20 protein-coding genes are annotated in these 15,825 nt (G+C 65.1%); 8 read left to right on the top strand and 12 right to left on the bottom strand.

The window, feature by feature from the left end; all coding sequences use genetic code 11:
- Complete coding sequence (gene cysK / locus CB0101_RS01360) at positions 1 to 978, bottom strand: cysteine synthase A (protein ID WP_010309497.1); 978 nt, start codon at positions 976 to 978, stop codon at positions 1 to 3.
- A 98-nt stretch (positions 979 to 1,076) separates the two neighbouring features.
- On the opposite strand from cysK, the gene CB0101_RS01355 reads away from it, so the two are divergent.
- Positions 1,077 to 1,577, top strand: a complete 501-nt coding sequence (locus CB0101_RS01355; RefSeq protein ID WP_010309499.1) for an HdeD family acid-resistance protein — start codon at positions 1,077 to 1,079, stop codon at positions 1,575 to 1,577.
- 9 nt (positions 1,578 to 1,586) lie between these two features.
- Here CB0101_RS01355 and CB0101_RS01350 read toward each other — a convergent pair whose 3' ends face one another.
- A complete protein-coding gene (locus CB0101_RS01350) occupies positions 1,587 to 1,838 on the bottom strand; it encodes a hypothetical protein (RefSeq protein ID WP_010309501.1) in 252 nt (83 codons plus the stop codon).
- An 86-nt stretch (positions 1,839 to 1,924) separates the two neighbouring features.
- On the opposite strand from CB0101_RS01350, the gene CB0101_RS01345 reads away from it, so the two are divergent.
- Positions 1,925 to 3,121: an FAD-dependent oxidoreductase gene (locus CB0101_RS01345; protein ID WP_010309503.1), complete on the top strand. Its 1,197-nt coding sequence runs from the start codon at positions 1,925 to 1,927 to the stop codon at positions 3,119 to 3,121.
- Here the strand turns inward: CB0101_RS01345 and CB0101_RS01340 are convergent.
- The 6 genes from CB0101_RS01340 to CB0101_RS01315 all read right to left on the bottom strand — a co-directional run bounded on the left by CB0101_RS01340 (position 3,118) and on the right by CB0101_RS01315 (position 8,732).
- Positions 3,118 to 5,286 carry a glutamine synthetase III gene (locus tag CB0101_RS01340; RefSeq protein WP_010309505.1) on the bottom strand — a complete coding sequence of 723 codons (2,169 nt, stop codon included), beginning with the start codon at positions 5,284 to 5,286 and terminating at the stop codon, positions 3,118 to 3,120. The two genes, CB0101_RS01345 and CB0101_RS01340, sit on opposite strands and share 4 nt — an antisense overlap.
- 103 nt (positions 5,287 to 5,389) lie before the next feature.
- Entirely contained in the window at positions 5,390 to 5,776 is a 387-nt protein-coding gene (locus tag CB0101_RS01335; protein WP_043717708.1) for a hypothetical protein, read from the bottom strand.
- Positions 5,776 to 6,063, bottom strand: coding sequence for a hypothetical protein (locus CB0101_RS01330; protein WP_010309510.1), 288 nt, complete (start codon positions 6,061 to 6,063; stop codon positions 5,776 to 5,778). Before CB0101_RS01330 ends, CB0101_RS01335 begins: the two co-directional genes overlap by 1 nt.
- Before the next feature lie 79 nt (positions 6,064 to 6,142).
- Positions 6,143 to 6,901, bottom strand: coding sequence for a pirin-like bicupin family protein (locus CB0101_RS01325; RefSeq protein ID WP_010309512.1), 759 nt, complete (start codon positions 6,899 to 6,901; stop codon positions 6,143 to 6,145).
- A gap of 14 nt (positions 6,902 to 6,915) precedes the next feature.
- Complete coding sequence (locus tag CB0101_RS01320) at positions 6,916 to 7,443, bottom strand: NADPH-dependent FMN reductase (RefSeq protein WP_010309514.1); 528 nt, start codon at positions 7,441 to 7,443, stop codon at positions 6,916 to 6,918.
- Between the two features lie 59 nt (positions 7,444 to 7,502).
- Positions 7,503 to 8,732, bottom strand: coding sequence for an FAD/NAD(P)-binding oxidoreductase (locus tag CB0101_RS01315; protein ID WP_010309515.1), 1,230 nt, complete (start codon positions 8,730 to 8,732; stop codon positions 7,503 to 7,505).
- A gap of 148 nt (positions 8,733 to 8,880) precedes the next feature.
- On the opposite strand from CB0101_RS01315, the gene CB0101_RS15785 reads away from it, so the two are divergent.
- The 4 genes from CB0101_RS15785 to CB0101_RS01295 all read left to right on the top strand — a co-directional run bounded on the left by CB0101_RS15785 (position 8,881) and on the right by CB0101_RS01295 (position 11,778).
- Complete coding sequence (locus tag CB0101_RS15785; RefSeq protein ID WP_010309517.1) at positions 8,881 to 9,594, top strand: rubrerythrin family protein; 714 nt, start codon at positions 8,881 to 8,883, stop codon at positions 9,592 to 9,594.
- Positions 9,595 to 9,674: 80 nt separating this feature from the next.
- Positions 9,675 to 9,863, top strand: coding sequence for a hypothetical protein (locus CB0101_RS01305; protein WP_010309520.1), 189 nt, complete (start codon positions 9,675 to 9,677; stop codon positions 9,861 to 9,863).
- A gap of 67 nt (positions 9,864 to 9,930) precedes the next feature.
- Complete coding sequence (locus CB0101_RS01300; protein WP_010309522.1) at positions 9,931 to 10,635, top strand: response regulator transcription factor; 705 nt, start codon at positions 9,931 to 9,933, stop codon at positions 10,633 to 10,635.
- Between the two features lie 3 nt (positions 10,636 to 10,638).
- A complete protein-coding gene (locus CB0101_RS01295; RefSeq protein ID WP_010309525.1) occupies positions 10,639 to 11,778 on the top strand; it encodes a cell wall metabolism sensor histidine kinase WalK in 1,140 nt (379 codons plus the stop codon).
- A gap of 4 nt (positions 11,779 to 11,782) precedes the next feature.
- Here CB0101_RS01295 and CB0101_RS01290 read toward each other — a convergent pair whose 3' ends face one another.
- Together CB0101_RS01290 and CB0101_RS01285 are read right to left on the bottom strand one after the other, a co-directional pair.
- Positions 11,783 to 12,403: a Crp/Fnr family transcriptional regulator gene (locus tag CB0101_RS01290; protein WP_010309528.1), complete on the bottom strand. Its 621-nt coding sequence runs from the start codon at positions 12,401 to 12,403 to the stop codon at positions 11,783 to 11,785.
- Between the two features lie 89 nt (positions 12,404 to 12,492).
- Entirely contained in the window at positions 12,493 to 13,410 is a 918-nt protein-coding gene (locus tag CB0101_RS01285) for a CHAD domain-containing protein (protein WP_029553010.1), read from the bottom strand.
- A 119-nt stretch (positions 13,411 to 13,529) separates the two neighbouring features.
- Between CB0101_RS01285 and CB0101_RS01280 the strand changes: the two genes are divergently transcribed.
- The gene (locus tag CB0101_RS01280) at positions 13,530 to 13,778 is read left to right on the top strand and encodes a hypothetical protein (RefSeq protein ID WP_010309534.1); all 249 of its coding nucleotides are present in this window, start codon (positions 13,530 to 13,532) and stop codon (positions 13,776 to 13,778) included.
- Here CB0101_RS01280 and CB0101_RS01275 read toward each other — a convergent pair.
- Positions 13,769 to 13,954, bottom strand: a complete 186-nt coding sequence (locus CB0101_RS01275) for a hypothetical protein (RefSeq protein ID WP_010309537.1) — start codon at positions 13,952 to 13,954, stop codon at positions 13,769 to 13,771. The genes CB0101_RS01280 and CB0101_RS01275 overlap by 10 nt on opposite strands.
- 318 nt (positions 13,955 to 14,272) lie before the next feature.
- On the opposite strand from CB0101_RS01275, the gene corA reads away from it, so the two are divergent.
- Positions 14,273 to 15,391 carry a magnesium/cobalt transporter CorA gene (corA, locus tag CB0101_RS01270; RefSeq protein ID WP_029553011.1) on the top strand — a complete coding sequence of 373 codons (1,119 nt, stop codon included), beginning with the start codon at positions 14,273 to 14,275 and terminating at the stop codon, positions 15,389 to 15,391.
- A 12-nt stretch (positions 15,392 to 15,403) separates the two neighbouring features.
- Here the strand turns inward: corA and CB0101_RS01265 are convergent, their stop codons facing one another.
- Positions 15,404 to 15,775, bottom strand: a complete 372-nt coding sequence (locus CB0101_RS01265) for a Crp/Fnr family transcriptional regulator (protein WP_010309541.1) — start codon at positions 15,773 to 15,775, stop codon at positions 15,404 to 15,406.
- Positions 15,776 to 15,825 lie beyond the last annotated feature (50 nt).

Below are 15,825 nucleotides of genomic sequence, written 5' to 3'. Positions count from 1 at the left end.
TCAGACCGGCAGGCCCCGCTCGTTGAAGATGCCTTCAAACAACACCGAGCTGAGGTAACGCTCGCCGGAATCAGGCAGCACCACCACGATGGTTTTGCCGGCCATCGCCGGTTCCTGGGCCAGGCGCACTGCCGCCACGGTGGCTGCGCCGCAACTAATGCCCGCGAGGATGCCCTCCTCCCGCGCGAGGCGGCGGGCCATCGCCACGGCCTCCTCATCGCTCACCTGCTCCACCCGGTCGACGAGATCGAGATCGAGGTTGCCGGGCACGAAGCCAGCGCCGATGCCCTGGATCTTGTGGGGGCCGGGCTGCAGAGGGGCGCCGGCTTTGGTCTGAGTAATCACCGGGCTGTTGCAGGGCTCCACCGCCACGCTCAGCAGCGGCTTGCCGAGGGTGGATTTGATGTAGCGGCTCACGCCGGTGATCGTGCCGCCGGTGCCCACACCCGACACCAACACATCCACCTGGCCGTCGGTGTCGTCCCAGATCTCTGGGCCGGTGGTGTCGTGGTGGATCTGAGGGTTGGCGGGATTCACGAACTGCTGCAGCAGCACGTAGCGATCGGGATCACTGGCGGCGATCTCCTTGGCGCGGTTCACGGCGCCGGTCATGCCGAGACGGCCTTCGGTGAGCTCGAGGTGGGCGCCGAAGGCGGTGAGCAGCTTGCGCCGCTCGAGGCTCATCGTTTCCGGCATGGTGAGGGTGAGCCGAATGCCCTTGCTGGCCGCCACAAACGCCAGGGCAATGCCGGTGTTGCCGCTGGTGGGTTCGATCAACTCCTTGCCGGGGCCGAGCAGCCCATCGCGCACGGCGGCATCCACCATGGCAGCGCCGATGCGGCACTTCACCGAATAGGCGGGGTTGCGGCCCTCGATCTTGGCCAGCACCCGCGCCCCGCAACCCTCGGTGAGGCGATTGAGCTGCACCAGCGGAGTACGACCGATCGTGAGGCTGTTGTCGCTGAAGATCGCGGCCATCGGTCGGCGGGTGAAGACAGACAGTGCTCGCACCCTAATGAGGGCTCCGTCAGCCGGGCAAAACGCACCTAACCTGTTGCGTTCCAGCCTTCTCCCCGGTGAATCCGACAACCCTGCGTCGCATCACGGCCGTGCTGCTCTTCGTGGCGGCCGCAGCATCGATCGCATTGCCCTTCCTCTCCGCCACAGCGCTCACCCTGAGCATCGGTGTGATCGCGGCCGTGGCGGGTGTGACCCAACTGCTACGCCTGGGGCAGGCCGAAGGCACCAAGGGAAAAATCTTCCGGGCCCTCTCTGGTCTCTTCTATCTGGTGGCCGGCATCTGGGTAGTGGCCTACCCGATTGAAAGCGAGATCAGCCTCACCCTGTTTGTGGGTCTGCTGCTGATCTTCGAAGGCGTGATGGAACTGGCCGCTGCCGCCGCCAGCCAGGGCGAAGCCCGCGGCCTGGTGCTGATGGATGGTGTGGTGACCGCCATTCTCGGCGGCCTGCTGGTAGCGGAATGGCCATCCGACAGCCTCTGGGCTGTGGGCACCCTGTTCGGCATTTCGCTGTTCTTCAGCGGTTTCCGCCTGCTCACCGCCCCTGCTGAGGCCTGAAGCGCCGGATCACTCCAGCTTCACCACATCCACGGGCTGGCCAAACAGGCTGGCAATGTCACGGGCGGCTGCCACCGCCCGTTCGTGGGTGTGGAACACCCAAGCCCGGTGGGGATCGGGCACTGGTTCGATCAGCTCATTGCGGGTGGCAATTCCCAGGAACTGGGCATCGCAGCCAGCGCGCAACACATACCGCTCCGGCTGGGATCCTTCGCCGCAGCGATGGGGATCGATCCAGGGCCTCCAGAACTTGAGGGTCATCTCAGCGTGAGACGCGGCAACATCCACGCTCTAGCCACGATCTCCGCCGCAGACCAACACATCCCCCGCAACCTGCAGACCGCTTAATGAACCGGTTCGTGGTGGTGGGAGCAGGTCCTGCTGGTTTAAGCCTCGCTCTGCAGCTGGCCCAGGCCGGCCACAGCGTTCACCTGGTGGAGGCCAGCCGCCAGTTTTCGCGCGCGTTCCGGGGTGATGCGCTGATGCCCTGCGGGCAGGAAGCCCTGGCGCGGATGGGCCTCCTGCCCCTGCTGAGCGCCCTTCCCCAGCGCCCTTTGACGGGCTGGAGCGTGTGGGTGAACCAGCGCCGGTTGTTCAGCGTTGCCGAACCGATGGGATCGCTGCAGCCCTGCCGTTTGGTGACGCAGCAGGCCCTGCTTGAAGCGCTGCTGCATCAAGCCCTGCAGGAGCCAACGCTGCACTGGCATCCGGGGCAGGCCGTGAAGGCACTGCGGCGCAAGGGCCAACGGATCAGCGGCGTGCAGCTGGCCGATGGCACCGCGCTGGACGCTGATCTGGTGGTGGGCTGCGACGGGCGCAACTCACTGGTCCGCCGCGATGCGGAGATTCCAATGGGCGAGAGGGGCCAGGGCCTTGAGCTGCTCTGGTTTGAGCTACCGGGCCCGCTCCCCACAGAGCTGGATGGGAGCTTCAACACCCACCTCGCCGGCGGGGCCTTGGGCAGCAGCTGCGTGGGGGCCAGCGGCGAGCTGCAACTGGCCTGGCTCCTGTCCAAGGGCAGCCCCACCCCACCGCAAAGCCTTGAGGCCTGGGGACAAACCTGGGCAACCCTGCTGCCGCCGCCTCTGGCGGCACTGGTGCAGCAGCGAGCCGCTGATCTGAAAGGGCCGCTGCGGGTCTCCGTGCAGGTGGGGATGGCGGAGCGTTGGCATCAACCCGGGCTGCTCTTGCTGGGGGATGCCGCCCACCCGATGAGCCCCGTGCGGGCCCAAGGGATCAACATGGCCCTGCGTGACAGCCTCGTGGCCGCCCATTGGCTCAGTGGGGCCAGAACCGATCAACTCGATCAGGCCGCCGCAGCGGTCGAGCAGCAGCGGCGCCCAGAAATCACACGGATGCAGGCCCTGCAGAGCGCAGAAGCGCGGCAGGGCCATCTGGTGGGTCACACCGCGCTGATCAGGAGCGTTCTCTCGGCGGGAGCTCCCTGGCTGGGGCCGATCGCCCAGCGGGTTTGGCAGGCCCGCCAGACCCCCTTGCGGGAGGGACTGGCGGGAGCACTACCGCTGCAGAGGCTGGCGCCTTAGCGCACGAACAGCATCTCCTGGTAGGTGGGCAGCGGCCAGGCAGCGTCGTCCACCAACAGCTCCAGGGCATCGGCGGCAGCGCGCAGTTCACCCATCAGCGGCATCAGCTGATCGGCGCAGTGGCGCATGTGGGCTTCAGCGCCATGGGGCGCGGAGCCAAGGGCGGCCTCCAGAGCATTGGCCCGATCCAGCAGCTGCTGGTTCAGACCGGCGATCTGTTGAGCGATCGCCTTGGAGGGCTGCAGGCCGATGGCCTCCTGCTCCTGCAGGGAGCCGGCCAGCTCGCCGAGGTAAGCGCTCACGGCTGGGTAGAGGGAGGTGCGGGCGATGCGCAGTGCCAGGCGCGCTTCCACCTCGATCGCCAGGATGTACTGCTCGGCGTACACCTCGAAACGGCTCTCGAGCTCCACGGGGCTGAGCACGTTCTGGCGGGAGAACAAATCGCGGATCGCCTCGCGCTTGAGCACCGGCAGCGCATCGGCACTGGTGCGCAGGTTTTCGAGGCCGCGCTCCTTCACCGCCATCTCATGCCAGGCGCTGGAGTAGCCGTCGCCGCCGAAGATCACGGCGCCGTTCTCCTGGGTGATCTGCTGCAGCACCGCGAAGCTGGCCTGCTCGATGCTTTCGCCCTTGGCGAGGCGAGCCTCCAGCTGATCGGCCACCCAGCTGAGCGAATCAGCCAGCACGGTGTTGAGCACCACCAGCGGACCGGCCACCGACTGCCCGGAGCCCACAGCGCGGAACTCGAAACGATTGCCGGTGAAGGCAAAGGGCGAGGTGCGGTTGCGATCGCCGGCGTCCTTGGGGAACTCGGGCAGGCTGTCGACACCGAGCTGCATCACGCCGCCGCTGGCGGAGCTCTTCAGCTGACCGGCCTTGATCTGGTTGAACACATCCTCGAGCTGGCTGCCGAGGTACACCGAGATGATCGCCGGAGGGGCTTCGTTGGCGCCGAGGCGGTGGTCATTGCTGGCGGTGGCGATGGCCGCGCGCATCAGCGGGCCGTACTGGTGCACGCCGCGGATCACGGCCCCACAGAACAGCAGGAACTGCATGTTCTCGTGGGGGGTCTTGCCGGGGTCGAGCAGGTTGCCCTGGGTGCTGTTCCCGATCGACCAGTTCACGTGCTTGCCACTGCCGTTCACACCGGCGAAGGGCTTTTCGTGCAGCAGGCAGGTGAAGCCGTGGCGCTTGGCGGTGCTCTTGAGCACCGTCATGATCAGCTGCTGGTGATCGGTGGCCACGTTGGCGGCCTCGTGCACCGGCGCGATCTCGAACTGGCCGGGGGCCACTTCGTTGTGGCGCGTCTTAGCGGGCACACCCAGGCGGTAGAGCTGATCCTCCACGTCCTGCATGAACACCTGCACCCGCTCGGGGATGGCGCCGAAGTAGTGGTCATCAAACTGCTGACCCTTCGCCGGCGGAGCGCCATACAGGCTGCGGCCGGAGAGCTGCAGGTCGGGGCGCAGCGCCATGAAGGCGTTGTCCACCAGGAAGTACTCCTGCTCAGCGCCACAGCTCGAGTTGATCGGCGCGATCTCCTTCTCGCCGAGCAGCTTGAGCACGAGGCGCGCCTGGGCGTTCACCGCGGCATTGGAGCGCAGCAGCGGAGTTTTCTTATCGAGAGCCTCACCGGTCCACGACACGAACACCGTGGGGATGCACAGGGTGACGCCGTTGGGGGTGCGCATCAGCCAGGCAGGGCTGGTCACGTCCCAGGCGGTGTAACCGCGGGCCTCAAACGTGGAGCGCAGGCCGCCATTGGGGAAGGAGGAGCCATCCGGCTCGCCCTGCACCAGCAGCTTGCCGGTGAATTCAGTGATGGCACGCCCATCACCCTTGGGCACGATGAAGCCGTCGTGCTTTTCCGCCGTGAGGTTGGTGAGCGGATAGAAAACGTGCGCGTAGTACAGGGCGCCGCGGCTGGTGGCCCAGTCCTTCATGGCGCTGGCCACCGCATCGGCCACGGAGGGATCGAGGCGGCCGCCTTCGCGAATCGTGGATTGAACCGACTTGAACACGCTGCGGGGCAGCGCTTCCTTCATCCGATCCAGGGTGAAGACATCGCTCGCCCAGATGTCGGAAAGAGCGGAGGGAGCCTGAACAGCGGCAGGCTTGCGCCGCTGGATGGTCTGCAGGGCGGCGAAACGCTCAGCGCTGGGCATGGCCGATTGGTAGCGATGGGAACCATGCAAGGCGCCAACGCAACCACATTTGGTATCAGGTGATACCAAAGGTGAGATCTGCTGGCTGGTTTGGGGGCGGTGCCTAGCGCCACCAGGGCCGAGGCAGGCACCAATAGATGAGCAGGAGCAGTTCAGCCACGCTCAAGCTCCCCAACGCCACCGCCACCCAGACCCGGCCTAGCGGCACCAGCGCCAACCACACCACGCCATAGCTGAGGGTGACCGCCAACAAGAGCCCCAGGGCCACGATCGCCACAACCCGCCCCCAACGGCGCCGCTTCAGCAGGGCAGCGGTGGCCACCAACCCCAGCACCAAGGCGGGCAGGATCGCGCTCAAGCCCACCGCCCAGTTGGCCGCGGCCATCGATCCGCCGCTGAGCAAGAGCTGCAGCAGCCAAGGCAGGGCCGCCACATTCACCAGCAACCCGAGCCAGGCCAGGCGCTGGTCGAGGGTTTCGTTGGGTCGCATCAGCCGCCCGGGGAACGCCAAGCCATGAAACCGGCATGGCGCAAGGTGCGCCAGGAACCACTCGGCGTGCTCATCTCCACCCCCACCTGCAGGGCCAGCTGGCGCTCGCGCTCACGCTGATCAGCCCTGGCATCCACCAGCCCGCCCTGCTCTAGCCAATCCAGAGCCGCCTCGAGCGCTTGATCGAGGCTCTCGAAGCACTCATCGAGCACCGGGTGGGGTTGCCCCTGGCGGTCGGTGAGGCGATAGAGGCGAACGTGGGTCGCTGAGCTGGGGGCAAAAGCCATGGCCCCAGCCTGGCGAGATCACGCGATCCGCCCGGTGCCCTGGAGCACAGGCACCGGTGGCTTGCGTGCGGGTGCGGGGTTAGTGCAAGGCAAACAACAGCAGATCTGCCCCAGCAGCCGAGGCGCTGAGAGGCGGCGCAGCGTCAGCGTTCACCGACGACCAACCCAGCCCATCACCCCGCTGCAGCGTCCAGGGGGCCATCAGTTCACCATCGATCATCTGCAGCCAGACAGATCCCTCCAATGGGGGCAGGGGGAGCGCCTCGCCAGGTTGCAAGCGGGCGCGCCAGAGCTGCACAGGCCGATGAATCGCCATGGCGCCCTCACGGCGCTGCGGATCGAGCAGAGGCGTCCAGCCAGGCTGTGAAGGGAACAGCTTCTGCTCATAGGCAGGCGCAATCCCAGTGGAGCTGGGCTGCACCCAAATCTGCAGCAAGCGGCAGGGCTGCTCACCGCCATTGATCTCGCTGTGCACCACACCGGTGCCGGCACTCATGCGCTGCACTTCGCCGGCGCGCAGCACCTCGGCGTGGCCCATCGAATCGCGGTGGTGCAGCTCCCCCTCCACCATCACCGTGATGATTTCCATATCCCGGTGGGGATGCATGCCAAAGCCCTGGCCGGCGGCAATGGTGTCGTCGTTGATCACCCGCAGGGGCCCGAAACCCATCCAGGCCGGGTCGTAATGACTCGAAAACGAAAAGCTGTGCCAGCTCTCCAGCCAATCGAGTTGGCTGTGGAAACGCTCGGCAGCAGGGCGCAGCACCAGCGCCTCCACAGACAGAGCGGCCGCCAGCTCGCCATGGCTGGCGGGAATGGCGATGGGAGTGGTGGTCATGGCGCGTGGATGGCTCAAACGGGGAGGGGTTGCAGCCGTTGCAGGCGTTGAAGCAGGTCGTTGATGGTGGCGTCGCTGGCGCCCTGGCTGGCGTTACTCACCAGCTGCCGCCCCACCACATGGGCCCCGAGGTGGGCCAACTGCAACCGCAGGGCCGCCATCAACGTGTGACCACCCCCGCCGGAGTGGGTGGCGATCGCTACCGGCCGGCCGTTGAACAAGGCGCGAAAGTCGTCTCCTTGCACCGACAACCAGGCAATCGCGCTGGTGAGGACCGGTGGAATCGAGCCGTTGTATTCCGGCGCGCAGATCACCCAGCGGGGTGCCGCATTGAGTTGGGCCTGCAGCGCAGCCACGCCATCGGGAGTGCCGGCGGCCATGGCGCGTGGCGTGAACAGGGGCAGATCCAAAGTGGTGAGATCCACGACGGCAGCGGAGAGGCCCTGCGCACGACCTGCCGCTGCAAACCGCTCGGCCAACTTGAGGTTCTCACCGTTGCTAGCGGCGATCACCAGAAGATCTGTGGTTTGAGCTGGTGTCATCGCAGATCACGCAAGGCCATGGTCTCAACCATGGTCGTGCATCCAGGCGAGCCTGGCGATCAGTGCTTCACGCCGGGGATGAAGCGCTTCTCGTGATCAGCGCCTTTCAGCATTCGGTTCCAATACACCCACGGCAAGATGGTGGTCTTCATCACCCACATGCTCCAGCGCTCCTTGGTGGGATCGAGGGGGAAAGACGGCTCGGGCTGGGCGTCGTAATTGAACTCGGCCATGATCGTTTTGCCGTAGCCGGTGATCAACGGGCAGCAGCTGTAGCCGTTGTAGGAGCCGTCGCCCTTGCCGCCATCGAGCTGGGCTAGGAGGTTGGTTACCAACGCCGGAGCTTGACCACGAACGGCCGCGGCCGTTTTGGAGTTGGGCATGCCGCTCACATCGCCGATGGCGAACACGTTCGGATAGCGCACATGCTGGGTGGAGTGCTTATCCACCTCCACAAAACCGCTGGCGGCTGCAAGGGGGCTCTGGGCCACCACATCCGGCGCCGCCATCGGCGGAGTCACATGTAGGAGCTCGTAGTTGATCACCTCCTCGCGCGGCTCTTCGCCCTCCTTCGCCACCTTGAACACCGCTTCTTTGCTCTGCGGCCGCACCTCGATCAGGGTGTGGCTGTAGCGAGCATCAATGCCCTTGCGCGCCACCACCTCGCGCAGCGGTGCGGCGTAGGCCGGGATGCCGAAGATGCCAGGGGTAGCCGTGGCATAGATCACCTTGCTCTTGGCCGCCACCGCCGGATCACGCTTGATGGCGTCGTCGGCCATGTAAGCGATTTTTTGCGGAGCACCGGGGCACTTGATCGGCATCGGCGCGCAGGTGAACACCGCATTGCCGCCCTTGAAGTTTTGAATGCACTCCCAGGTGTAGGGAGCGAAATCCTTGGAGTAGTTGCTGCACACACCGCCTTTGCCCAAGGCTTCGGGCAGGCCCTTAATCGCATCCCAGTTCAGCTTCAGGCCTGTGGCCACCACCAGGGCGTCGTAGGTGAGGGCCTGGCCGCCGCTGGTGCTCACACTGTTGTGATCCGGATCGAAACCGGCCACGGCCTCGCGGATCCAGGTGACTCCCGCCGGGATGAGATCGGATTCCTGGCGGCGGGTCTGGGCCACGGTGAACACACCGCCACCCACCAGGGTCCAACCCGGTTGGTAGTAGTGCTCGCTGGAGGGCTCCAGGATCGCCACATCCAGGCTGGGGCGGAAGCGCTTAAGGCGCGCGGCCACGGTGATGCCGCCCGCACCACCGCCCGCGATCAACACCTGGTGATGACCCATGACCCTGGGATCTGAATTGCTGTCCCAGATCTAACCAGGCCCGCCGACGCTGACCACTGACCCCATTGATCACGAAGTCGGACCGACTTCGCTTTAGGCGGGTTATGCTCGCTGCATCGACCCACGCGCCAGGCGCGCACCACCAACCATGGATCTCTCCAAACCCGGCACTCAGGCCAATCTCGAGGCTGCTTTCGGCGGCGAAAGCATGGCCAACCGCAAATATCTGTTCTTCGCCGATGTGGCCAAACAGCTCGGCAACAGCGAATTGGCCAAGCTGTTCCGCGACACCGCCAATCAGGAAACCGAGCACGCCTTCGCGCACTTCCGCCTGCTGCACCCCGAGCTGGTGGTGGAGGACCCCGCTGCCCTGAGCGACGAGCAAAAGCAAGCCGTGCTCAGCCGCTGCCTGGAGCTGGCCATCGAGGGCGAGACCTATGAGTACACAACGATGTACCCGGAGTTCGCCGCCCAGGCCCGCAGCGACCGCGACAGCGGCGCTGAAGCGGAATTCAACGAGCAGATCAGCGAATCGCAGGAGCACGCCGGCATCTTCCGCACCGCCGCGCGCAACTTCGGCTTGCTCACACCGGTGGAACACCATCACGCCGATCGCTACAGCGTCGCCCTTGAAGCACTGCAGGGCAAGGGCAGCGCCGGCGAGGCCGCAACACCAGTGAGCGGCCTTTGGATCTGCAAGGTGTGCGGCGTGATATACGACCCCGCCGTGGCCGACCCCGATTCGGGCCTGGCAGCCGGCACCCCCTTTGAAGCCATCCCCGACGACTGGACCTGCCCGATCTGCGGCACCCGCAAGGCCAACTTCATGCCCTATCGGCCCGCTGAACTGCAGGCGGCCTGAACCCGTGCGGGGCTGGTGCTTAACAGAACCCCACCAGCCCCTAGCCGACTTAGTGTGCGTTCCAGCACAGAACGAGCGGCATGCACGCCGATCTCACCCCCAACAACCAGCCCGCTGACGCCCACCCCCAGGTGTCTGCCTCGAGCACCAGCCTCAAATGGGGTCAAAACGGTGAACTCTCACCGGTTGATCTACAGCGGGTGCTGGAACGCCTCACCGATCCTTCGCTCACCCAGTGCAGCCTCCACTCCGACGCCAGCGCGGATTGAGGCACGCGAGGGATCTTCCCTTGGCTTGGTATCGAGCAACACAGGGGGTCACGCCCAGAATTGGCGCATGAATCAGGTTGACGACGCCACCCCCATGGCGCGGCTGCTGGTGGTGGAGGACGACGACACCATCCGGGAAACCGTGGCTGAGGCCCTGGAAATGGAAGGCTTCGCTGTCACGGCCGCCACCAATGGCCGCAGCGCCTGGGACCTGCTCAGCCGTGACAGCTACGACCTTGTGGTGCTCGACCTGATGCTGCCGGGCATCAACGGCCTTGATCTCTGCCGCCAGCTCCGCCAAGGCAGCACGCCTCCACTGATCCTGGTGGTGAGTGCCCGCGACACCGAAACCGATCGGGTGCTCGGCCTTGAAGTGGGGGCCGACGACTACCTGATCAAACCCTTCGGGATGCGAGAACTGGTGGCCCGTTGCCGCGCCCTGCTGCGGCGCCAGCGCACACCGCTGCCCACCACCAGCAGCCTCGAGCACCTGGATCTGCAGCTCTATCCCGGTGAATGCCGGGTCACCCGCGCCGGAATCGAGATTCGCCTCTCACCCAAGGAATACAAGCTGCTGGAGCTGTTCATGCAGAACCCACGGCGGGTGTGGAGCCGCGAGCAACTGATCGAGCAGGTGTGGGGGGTGGACTACATCGGCGACAGCAAAACCGTGGACGTGCACATCCGCTGGTTGCGCGAAAAGATTGAGGACGATCCCTCCACCCCCGCCAAGCTGGTGACCGTGCGCGGCTTTGGCTACCGCTTCGGCTGACCGGTGAGCGCAACCCATGCCCTGGCCTTCCTGATCGGCGGCGGCGCTGGCGCCGGCCTGGCCCTCTGGCTGAAACGCAAGCCGCGCCTGAAGCGGCGCAGCCGCAGAAGCCCCCTCGATCCACCCGACGCTCAGCTCCGGGAGTGGATGGAGGAGATGCCGCAGGGATGGTTGCTGATCAACGGCGATAACCGCATCGGCGGTCTCAATCCCCGCGCCGAATGGCTCCTCGAACTCGAGGATTCCGGCCTGGGGCTGCGGGGTGAACCGTTTGCGCTGCTCGATCCCTCCGATGAGCTGCTGCACCTGGTGAACCTGGCACGGGAGAAAGGGGTGGCCCAGCGCAGCTCCTGGCCGTTGCGCAGCAGCAATCTGGATGTGCGGGTGATGCCGGGCGACGCCGGCTGGGTGGCCGTGGTGCTGCAGGGGCGCAACCCACTGGAGAGCCAGCTCGAGCGCCAGGAGCAGTGGGTGAGCGATGTGGCCCACGAATTGAAAACCCCCCTCACCGCCCTGCGCTTGGTGGGCGACAGCCTGGCCATCAAGGCCGACGGCCGCCAAGCGGTGCTGGTGCAACGCTTGCAGCGGGAACTGGAGCGGCTGCAGGTGCTGGTGAGCGATCTGCTCGACCTCTCCCGCCTCGACAACACCCCTTTCACCGAATCCAACCCGCAGGCGGTGGTGGATCCAGCAGCGCTGTTGAGCCAGGTGTGGAGCACCCTCGAGCCCATGGCCTGCGAACGCGGCGTGGCGCTGAAGCTGAGCCCCGCGGCAGCAGACAACAGTGCCCAGGCGGCGATCGATCCGGCCCGCTTCCATCAGGCCCTGCTCAACCTGCTCGACAACGCCCTGCGCTACAGCCCCGATCAGGCGGCGATTGAAGTGGAGATCAGCGCCCGCAACCGCTGGTGCATGGTGTCGGTGCGCGACCACGGCCCTGGCCTGAGCGACACCGATCTGGAGCGGATGTTCCAGCGCTTCTACCGCGGCGATCCCTCCCGGGCGCGTTCACCGCGCAGTGGCAGCGGGCTCGGCCTGGCAATCGTGCAACAGATTGCCCTCTCCCAAGGAGGGATGGTGCGGGCCAGTAACCACCCCGAGGGCGGCGCGCTGCTCGAATTGCTCGTGCCGCGCGCCGCCTGAGCGATCAGCCCCGCGGCAGGTGGCTCACCACCAGCTGACGCTGGTCGTCGAGCTGCAGCCAACCCTCTTCCCGCAGCAGCCCCAGCACCCGGGTCACAGTGACGCGGGTGGTGCTCAGGGCATTGGCGATGTCCTGATGGGTGAGGCGCAGGTTGAGCAGCAGACCCTGATCGCAGGGCTGGCCGTAATCCTGGGCGAGCAGCTCAAGGAATCCGCGCACCCGCTCTTCGATGCGGCGCAGGCCGAGCAGCGCAATCAGCGCTTCCGACTGACGCATGCGGCTGGTCATCGCCTTCACCAGGGTGATGGCCAGATGCGGCGTGGATTCGATCTCATCCATCGGCAGACAGAGCAGATCGCTGTCGCCGATGGTGGTGGCCTCATAGAGATCAATGTTGGTGAGGGGTTCACCAAAGATCTCGTTGGGGCCAGCCAGACCCAGCAGCAGGTCGTCGCCCTGCTCATTCATGCAGCTGAGCTTGACCATGCCGCGGGTCACCAACCACACGTGATTGCGCAGCAGAGGAACCTTGCTACCGGCTCCCAGATGCACCAGATCGCGGCGCTGATAAACATCTTCGAGCGAGCTGCGAAGACCTTGCTGACCGCTTGGCGTGTAAACCATCGAGCTGTTGTGCCGACGGGACCCGCGGACTGTATGGAGCATCACCAGCCCTTGAGCAAAGCTCGGGTAGAGGCTGGGTTAAGGCTGGGTTAGCGGTTGAGCGCCAGGCTCAGCAGGCGGTGCCGCCCCGGTGCCGTGCGCAGCTCAGCCGAGGCAGCCAGCCAGCTGCTCCAAGCCTGATCACGGGCCTCGAGGATCAGGCTGCAGAGGCTGGGCAGCGCCGCATCCGGGCGCTCCTCAAGCAGGCGCTCGAGGGCGTGCATCAGCACGCGCAGGTCTTGCAGCTCACCGAGGGTGGTCTGCATCTGCTTGAGCTGATGTAGCCAGGGCTCATCAAGCTCCGGGGCCAACGCGCTGAGATTGACCAGGCCATAGCGAGCACGCTTGATGCGGCGCCGCAGCTGATGCAAGGCCTGGGCCCCCTCCTCCTCGTGGGGTCGCTCCACCCACCAGCCGGGAAGCGTGAACAGGCCAGCCAACACCACCTGCTGCAGCTCAGGCATCCAATCCGCGATCGGCTCAGCACCCATCGGGGTGATCGAAGGCTCTCGCAACCAGGCCTGCAGCCGGGCCAGGAGCTTCAGATAGCGGCGCCCTTTGAGGGTGTCGGTGGTGATCGCGAAGGCCAGCTTGCGTTCGCGCTTCAGCTGTTTGAGCACTTTGCGCAGGGGGGCCTGCTCCCGCTCCGGCAGCAGAGGCAACCAGCGCTGCTGCAGCTGATCGCGCATCACATCGAGATCGCGGGCCAGGCCGAGATCGGAACCGATCCGGGCTAGGCGCTGGGCGCTCACCTGCTCGGGCAACTCCAGGGCGGCCTGGAATTGCTCCACCGTGCTGCGGATCTGACGGCAGCACACCCTCAGTTGGTGCAGCGGCTCAGGATCGCGGTCAGCCAGCACATCCAGCTGCAAGGCCACCAAACGGCGCGCCCGTTGCTCGAGCAGAAACGACGCATAGGCGCCACAACTCTCTCCACCGGACAGCACAGCGTGATCGAGATCGCCCACCGCGCAAAGCTGCGAAAGGCTCACTCTGAACACAATCAAGAGGTTAAGGAGTTAAGAGGAGGTTATGGCTTCGGAGGTGAACACGAGCGCTGCTACGTTCCTGGAAAAAGTCTTCCTGCGTGAAGCTGTCCACACTGATCCGAGAACCACTGGCAGCGGACAACGCCAGCCGCATCGCCGATCAGCCATCCACACAACATCTCCTCTGCCTCAACCAACAGGAGGCACTGATGCTGTTTGGCTTACTGCAAGCGGCCTGCCGGCATGAGGCCACACGACGCACGCTGCTCAGCAGCGGTGATTACCAGCAGTTTCACCGCCAACTGAGCCAGTCGCTGGCGGAAGGCCTCGCCAAACCTCAGAAGTAGAGGCTGCTCGCGAAGTGGTCGCGCTCCTGCAAGCGAGGGAGCCAGCGCTCACGCAACTGCTCCCGACTCATCGACCATTCTTCAAGCGGTTGCTGCGCCGCAACAAGGCTCTGAAGCCAGTCGCGAAAACGCTCCAGGCTCTGGAGATCGTCTTGCAGACCGGGCCGTTCAGACACGGGGCTTCAAACCACTCTTGACCACAGTAGGCGAGGTTTTGCCACTCATTCGGTGCAGATTCTGAAGATCTGAAGGCGGATGAGCGGGATCCAACACGTGCAACACACCGAGGCAGAAGGCCTGGATCGCCATGCAACTGGCCACTGAGGGAAGCCAGTTCAAAACGCTGTCCATCAATAGGCTGGCTGTTGCCACCTGATTCGAATGGATTGGAGCGGGGTGGGCTGTGGCAGACAACACCGCCCACCCGTGTGGACGCTCACATCCAGCGGTTCACAGCAGCTGGCACCGTTGCCGATGGATGAGCGAACGACCCCATGCAAAGCCTCCCCCAACTGAGGCCAACGCCGGGCTCGCTCGACTCACGGCGGCTGGAAGAGCGACCGGGCCAGATGCCCAACAGCCTGTACCTGGCCGGCGGGCGCGCACCCACGAGCTTCTCCGCCTTGGTGCTGTGGCCAGAGGGTCCACAGCTCTGCCGGCTGATCAGCCAACAGCAACTGCAGGATCTCCTCAGCCAACGGGTGCCGATCTGGCTGCGGATCACTGGCATGGGGCAACCGCACCTGATCCGCGAGGCCCTCGAGCTATGCCGGATCCCCTCAGCCTTCAGCCCGCTGGTGCTCGACACCCCACAATCCACCCGAGTGGATTCCATGGGCGATGTGATCGCCGTGGTGCTGCACCGGCTGCGCTTCTCCAGAGATCCCCTCAACCTTGTGAGTGATCAAGTGAGCATGCTGCTCACCCACAACTGCCTGATTTCGATTGAAGAGGCACCAAGCGGTGAACCATTTGCCTCGCTCACCGATTGGCTGATGCACAAAACGCCAGTGGCCGCCGCTGAAGACCTCGACGATCTGCTCCACTACATGGTGGACAACATCCTCGATGGCATCTTCCCGATGCTCGAGCAGATGGCTAACCGGCTGGATGACCTGGAAGAGGCGGCCCTGCGCGATCCCCGGCCTCGGGTGTTAACGCGCGCCTACCAACTGCGAACGAACCTGAGGCGCATCCGCCAGCAATTGTGGCCGCTGCGCCATCAGATCCTGCTGTTTTTACGCCAGAACCAACCGGTGATGGGGCCCGATGGCCTGCTGGGGTTCCAGGAGATGGCCCAAAACGTGGAGCAGATTTTTGACAGCTGTGAAATCCTGCGCCATCAGTGCGATGCGGTGACCGAGGCGCATATGGCGAGCACCGGCAATCGCATGAACCAGATCATGAAAACGCTCACGATCGTTTCCACGATCTTTGCCCCGCTCACGTTCATCGCCGGGATCTATGGCATGAACTTCGACAACATGCCCGAGCTGCACTGGCGTTACGGCTACATCGCCTCACTCGTGCTCATGGGTGCGATTGCCACGATCCAGGCGCTCTACCTCTGGCGGCGCGGCTGGTTTGAGGATTGGACCGCACCGCGGCGTTGAACCACGGCCGACCTATTCATCCTCTAAGCGGTGCAAACGGCGCTCGAGGCTGGCCATCAGTTCGATGGCAAACATGGGCGTTTCCTGCACCGCAAACAAAAACTGCTCACGGCCCATTTCGATCAGCTCGCTGGCCTCCAATGCCCGAGCAGTGCCGTGCCGGCGATGGTTGTCGCTCACCAAAGCACCGACCCCAACCACCTCGCCCGGACCAAACTGCTCCATCCCATCAGCGCCCCAACGCAGCTCAACCGAGCCGCTGATTACACAGAAGATCGAATCACCCGGTTCACCCGCTTCAAACAACAGCTCGCCCGGCGCCAGAACACGCAGGGGCAAGCTGCTGGCCAGGGCCTGCATGGTGTGAAGCAGACCAGAGTTCATGCAACTGATGCACCTTGCACCACCTTGCCGACTTTTGATAAAGGGACGGT

The sequence above is a fragment of the Synechococcus sp. CB0101 genome (assembly GCF_000179235.2).
GTDB lineage: Bacteria > Cyanobacteriota > Cyanobacteriia > PCC-6307 > Cyanobiaceae > Vulcanococcus.
Note: the sequence above shows the minus strand (reverse complement) of the source record. Positions and strands in the feature narration are given on the sequence as shown.

Bases quoted from the DNA above. Each gene is read 5' to 3' on its own strand.
- cysK (WP_010309497.1), bottom strand. From the start codon at position 978: ATGGCCGCGATCTTCAGCGACAACAGCCTCACGATCGGTCGTACTCCG.
- CB0101_RS01350 (WP_010309501.1), bottom strand. From the start codon at position 1,838: ATGACCCTCAAGTTCTGGAGGCCCTGGATCGATCCCCATCGCTGCGGC.
- CB0101_RS01345 (WP_010309503.1), top strand. From the start codon at position 1,925: ATGAACCGGTTCGTGGTGGTGGGAGCAGGTCCTGCTGGTTTAAGCCTC.
- CB0101_RS01340 (WP_010309505.1), bottom strand. From the start codon at position 5,286: ATGCCCAGCGCTGAGCGTTTCGCCGCCCTGCAGACCATCCAGCGGCGC.
- CB0101_RS01335 (WP_043717708.1), bottom strand. From the start codon at position 5,776: ATGCGACCCAACGAAACCCTCGACCAGCGCCTGGCCTGGCTCGGGTTG.
- CB0101_RS01330 (WP_010309510.1), bottom strand. From the start codon at position 6,063: ATGGCTTTTGCCCCCAGCTCAGCGACCCACGTTCGCCTCTATCGCCTC.
- CB0101_RS01325 (WP_010309512.1), bottom strand. From the start codon at position 6,901: ATGACCACCACTCCCATCGCCATTCCCGCCAGCCATGGCGAGCTGGCG.
- CB0101_RS01320 (WP_010309514.1), bottom strand. From the start codon at position 7,443: ATGACACCAGCTCAAACCACAGATCTTCTGGTGATCGCCGCTAGCAAC.
- CB0101_RS01315 (WP_010309515.1), bottom strand. From the start codon at position 8,732: ATGGGTCATCACCAGGTGTTGATCGCGGGCGGTGGTGCGGGCGGCATC.
- CB0101_RS15785 (WP_010309517.1), top strand. From the start codon at position 8,881: ATGGATCTCTCCAAACCCGGCACTCAGGCCAATCTCGAGGCTGCTTTC.
- CB0101_RS01305 (WP_010309520.1), top strand. From the start codon at position 9,675: ATGCACGCCGATCTCACCCCCAACAACCAGCCCGCTGACGCCCACCCC.
- CB0101_RS01300 (WP_010309522.1), top strand. From the start codon at position 9,931: ATGAATCAGGTTGACGACGCCACCCCCATGGCGCGGCTGCTGGTGGTG.
- CB0101_RS01290 (WP_010309528.1), bottom strand. From the start codon at position 12,403: ATGGTTTACACGCCAAGCGGTCAGCAAGGTCTTCGCAGCTCGCTCGAA.
- corA (WP_029553011.1), top strand. From the start codon at position 14,273: ATGCAAAGCCTCCCCCAACTGAGGCCAACGCCGGGCTCGCTCGACTCA.
- CB0101_RS01265 (WP_010309541.1), bottom strand. From the start codon at position 15,775: ATGAACTCTGGTCTGCTTCACACCATGCAGGCCCTGGCCAGCAGCTTG.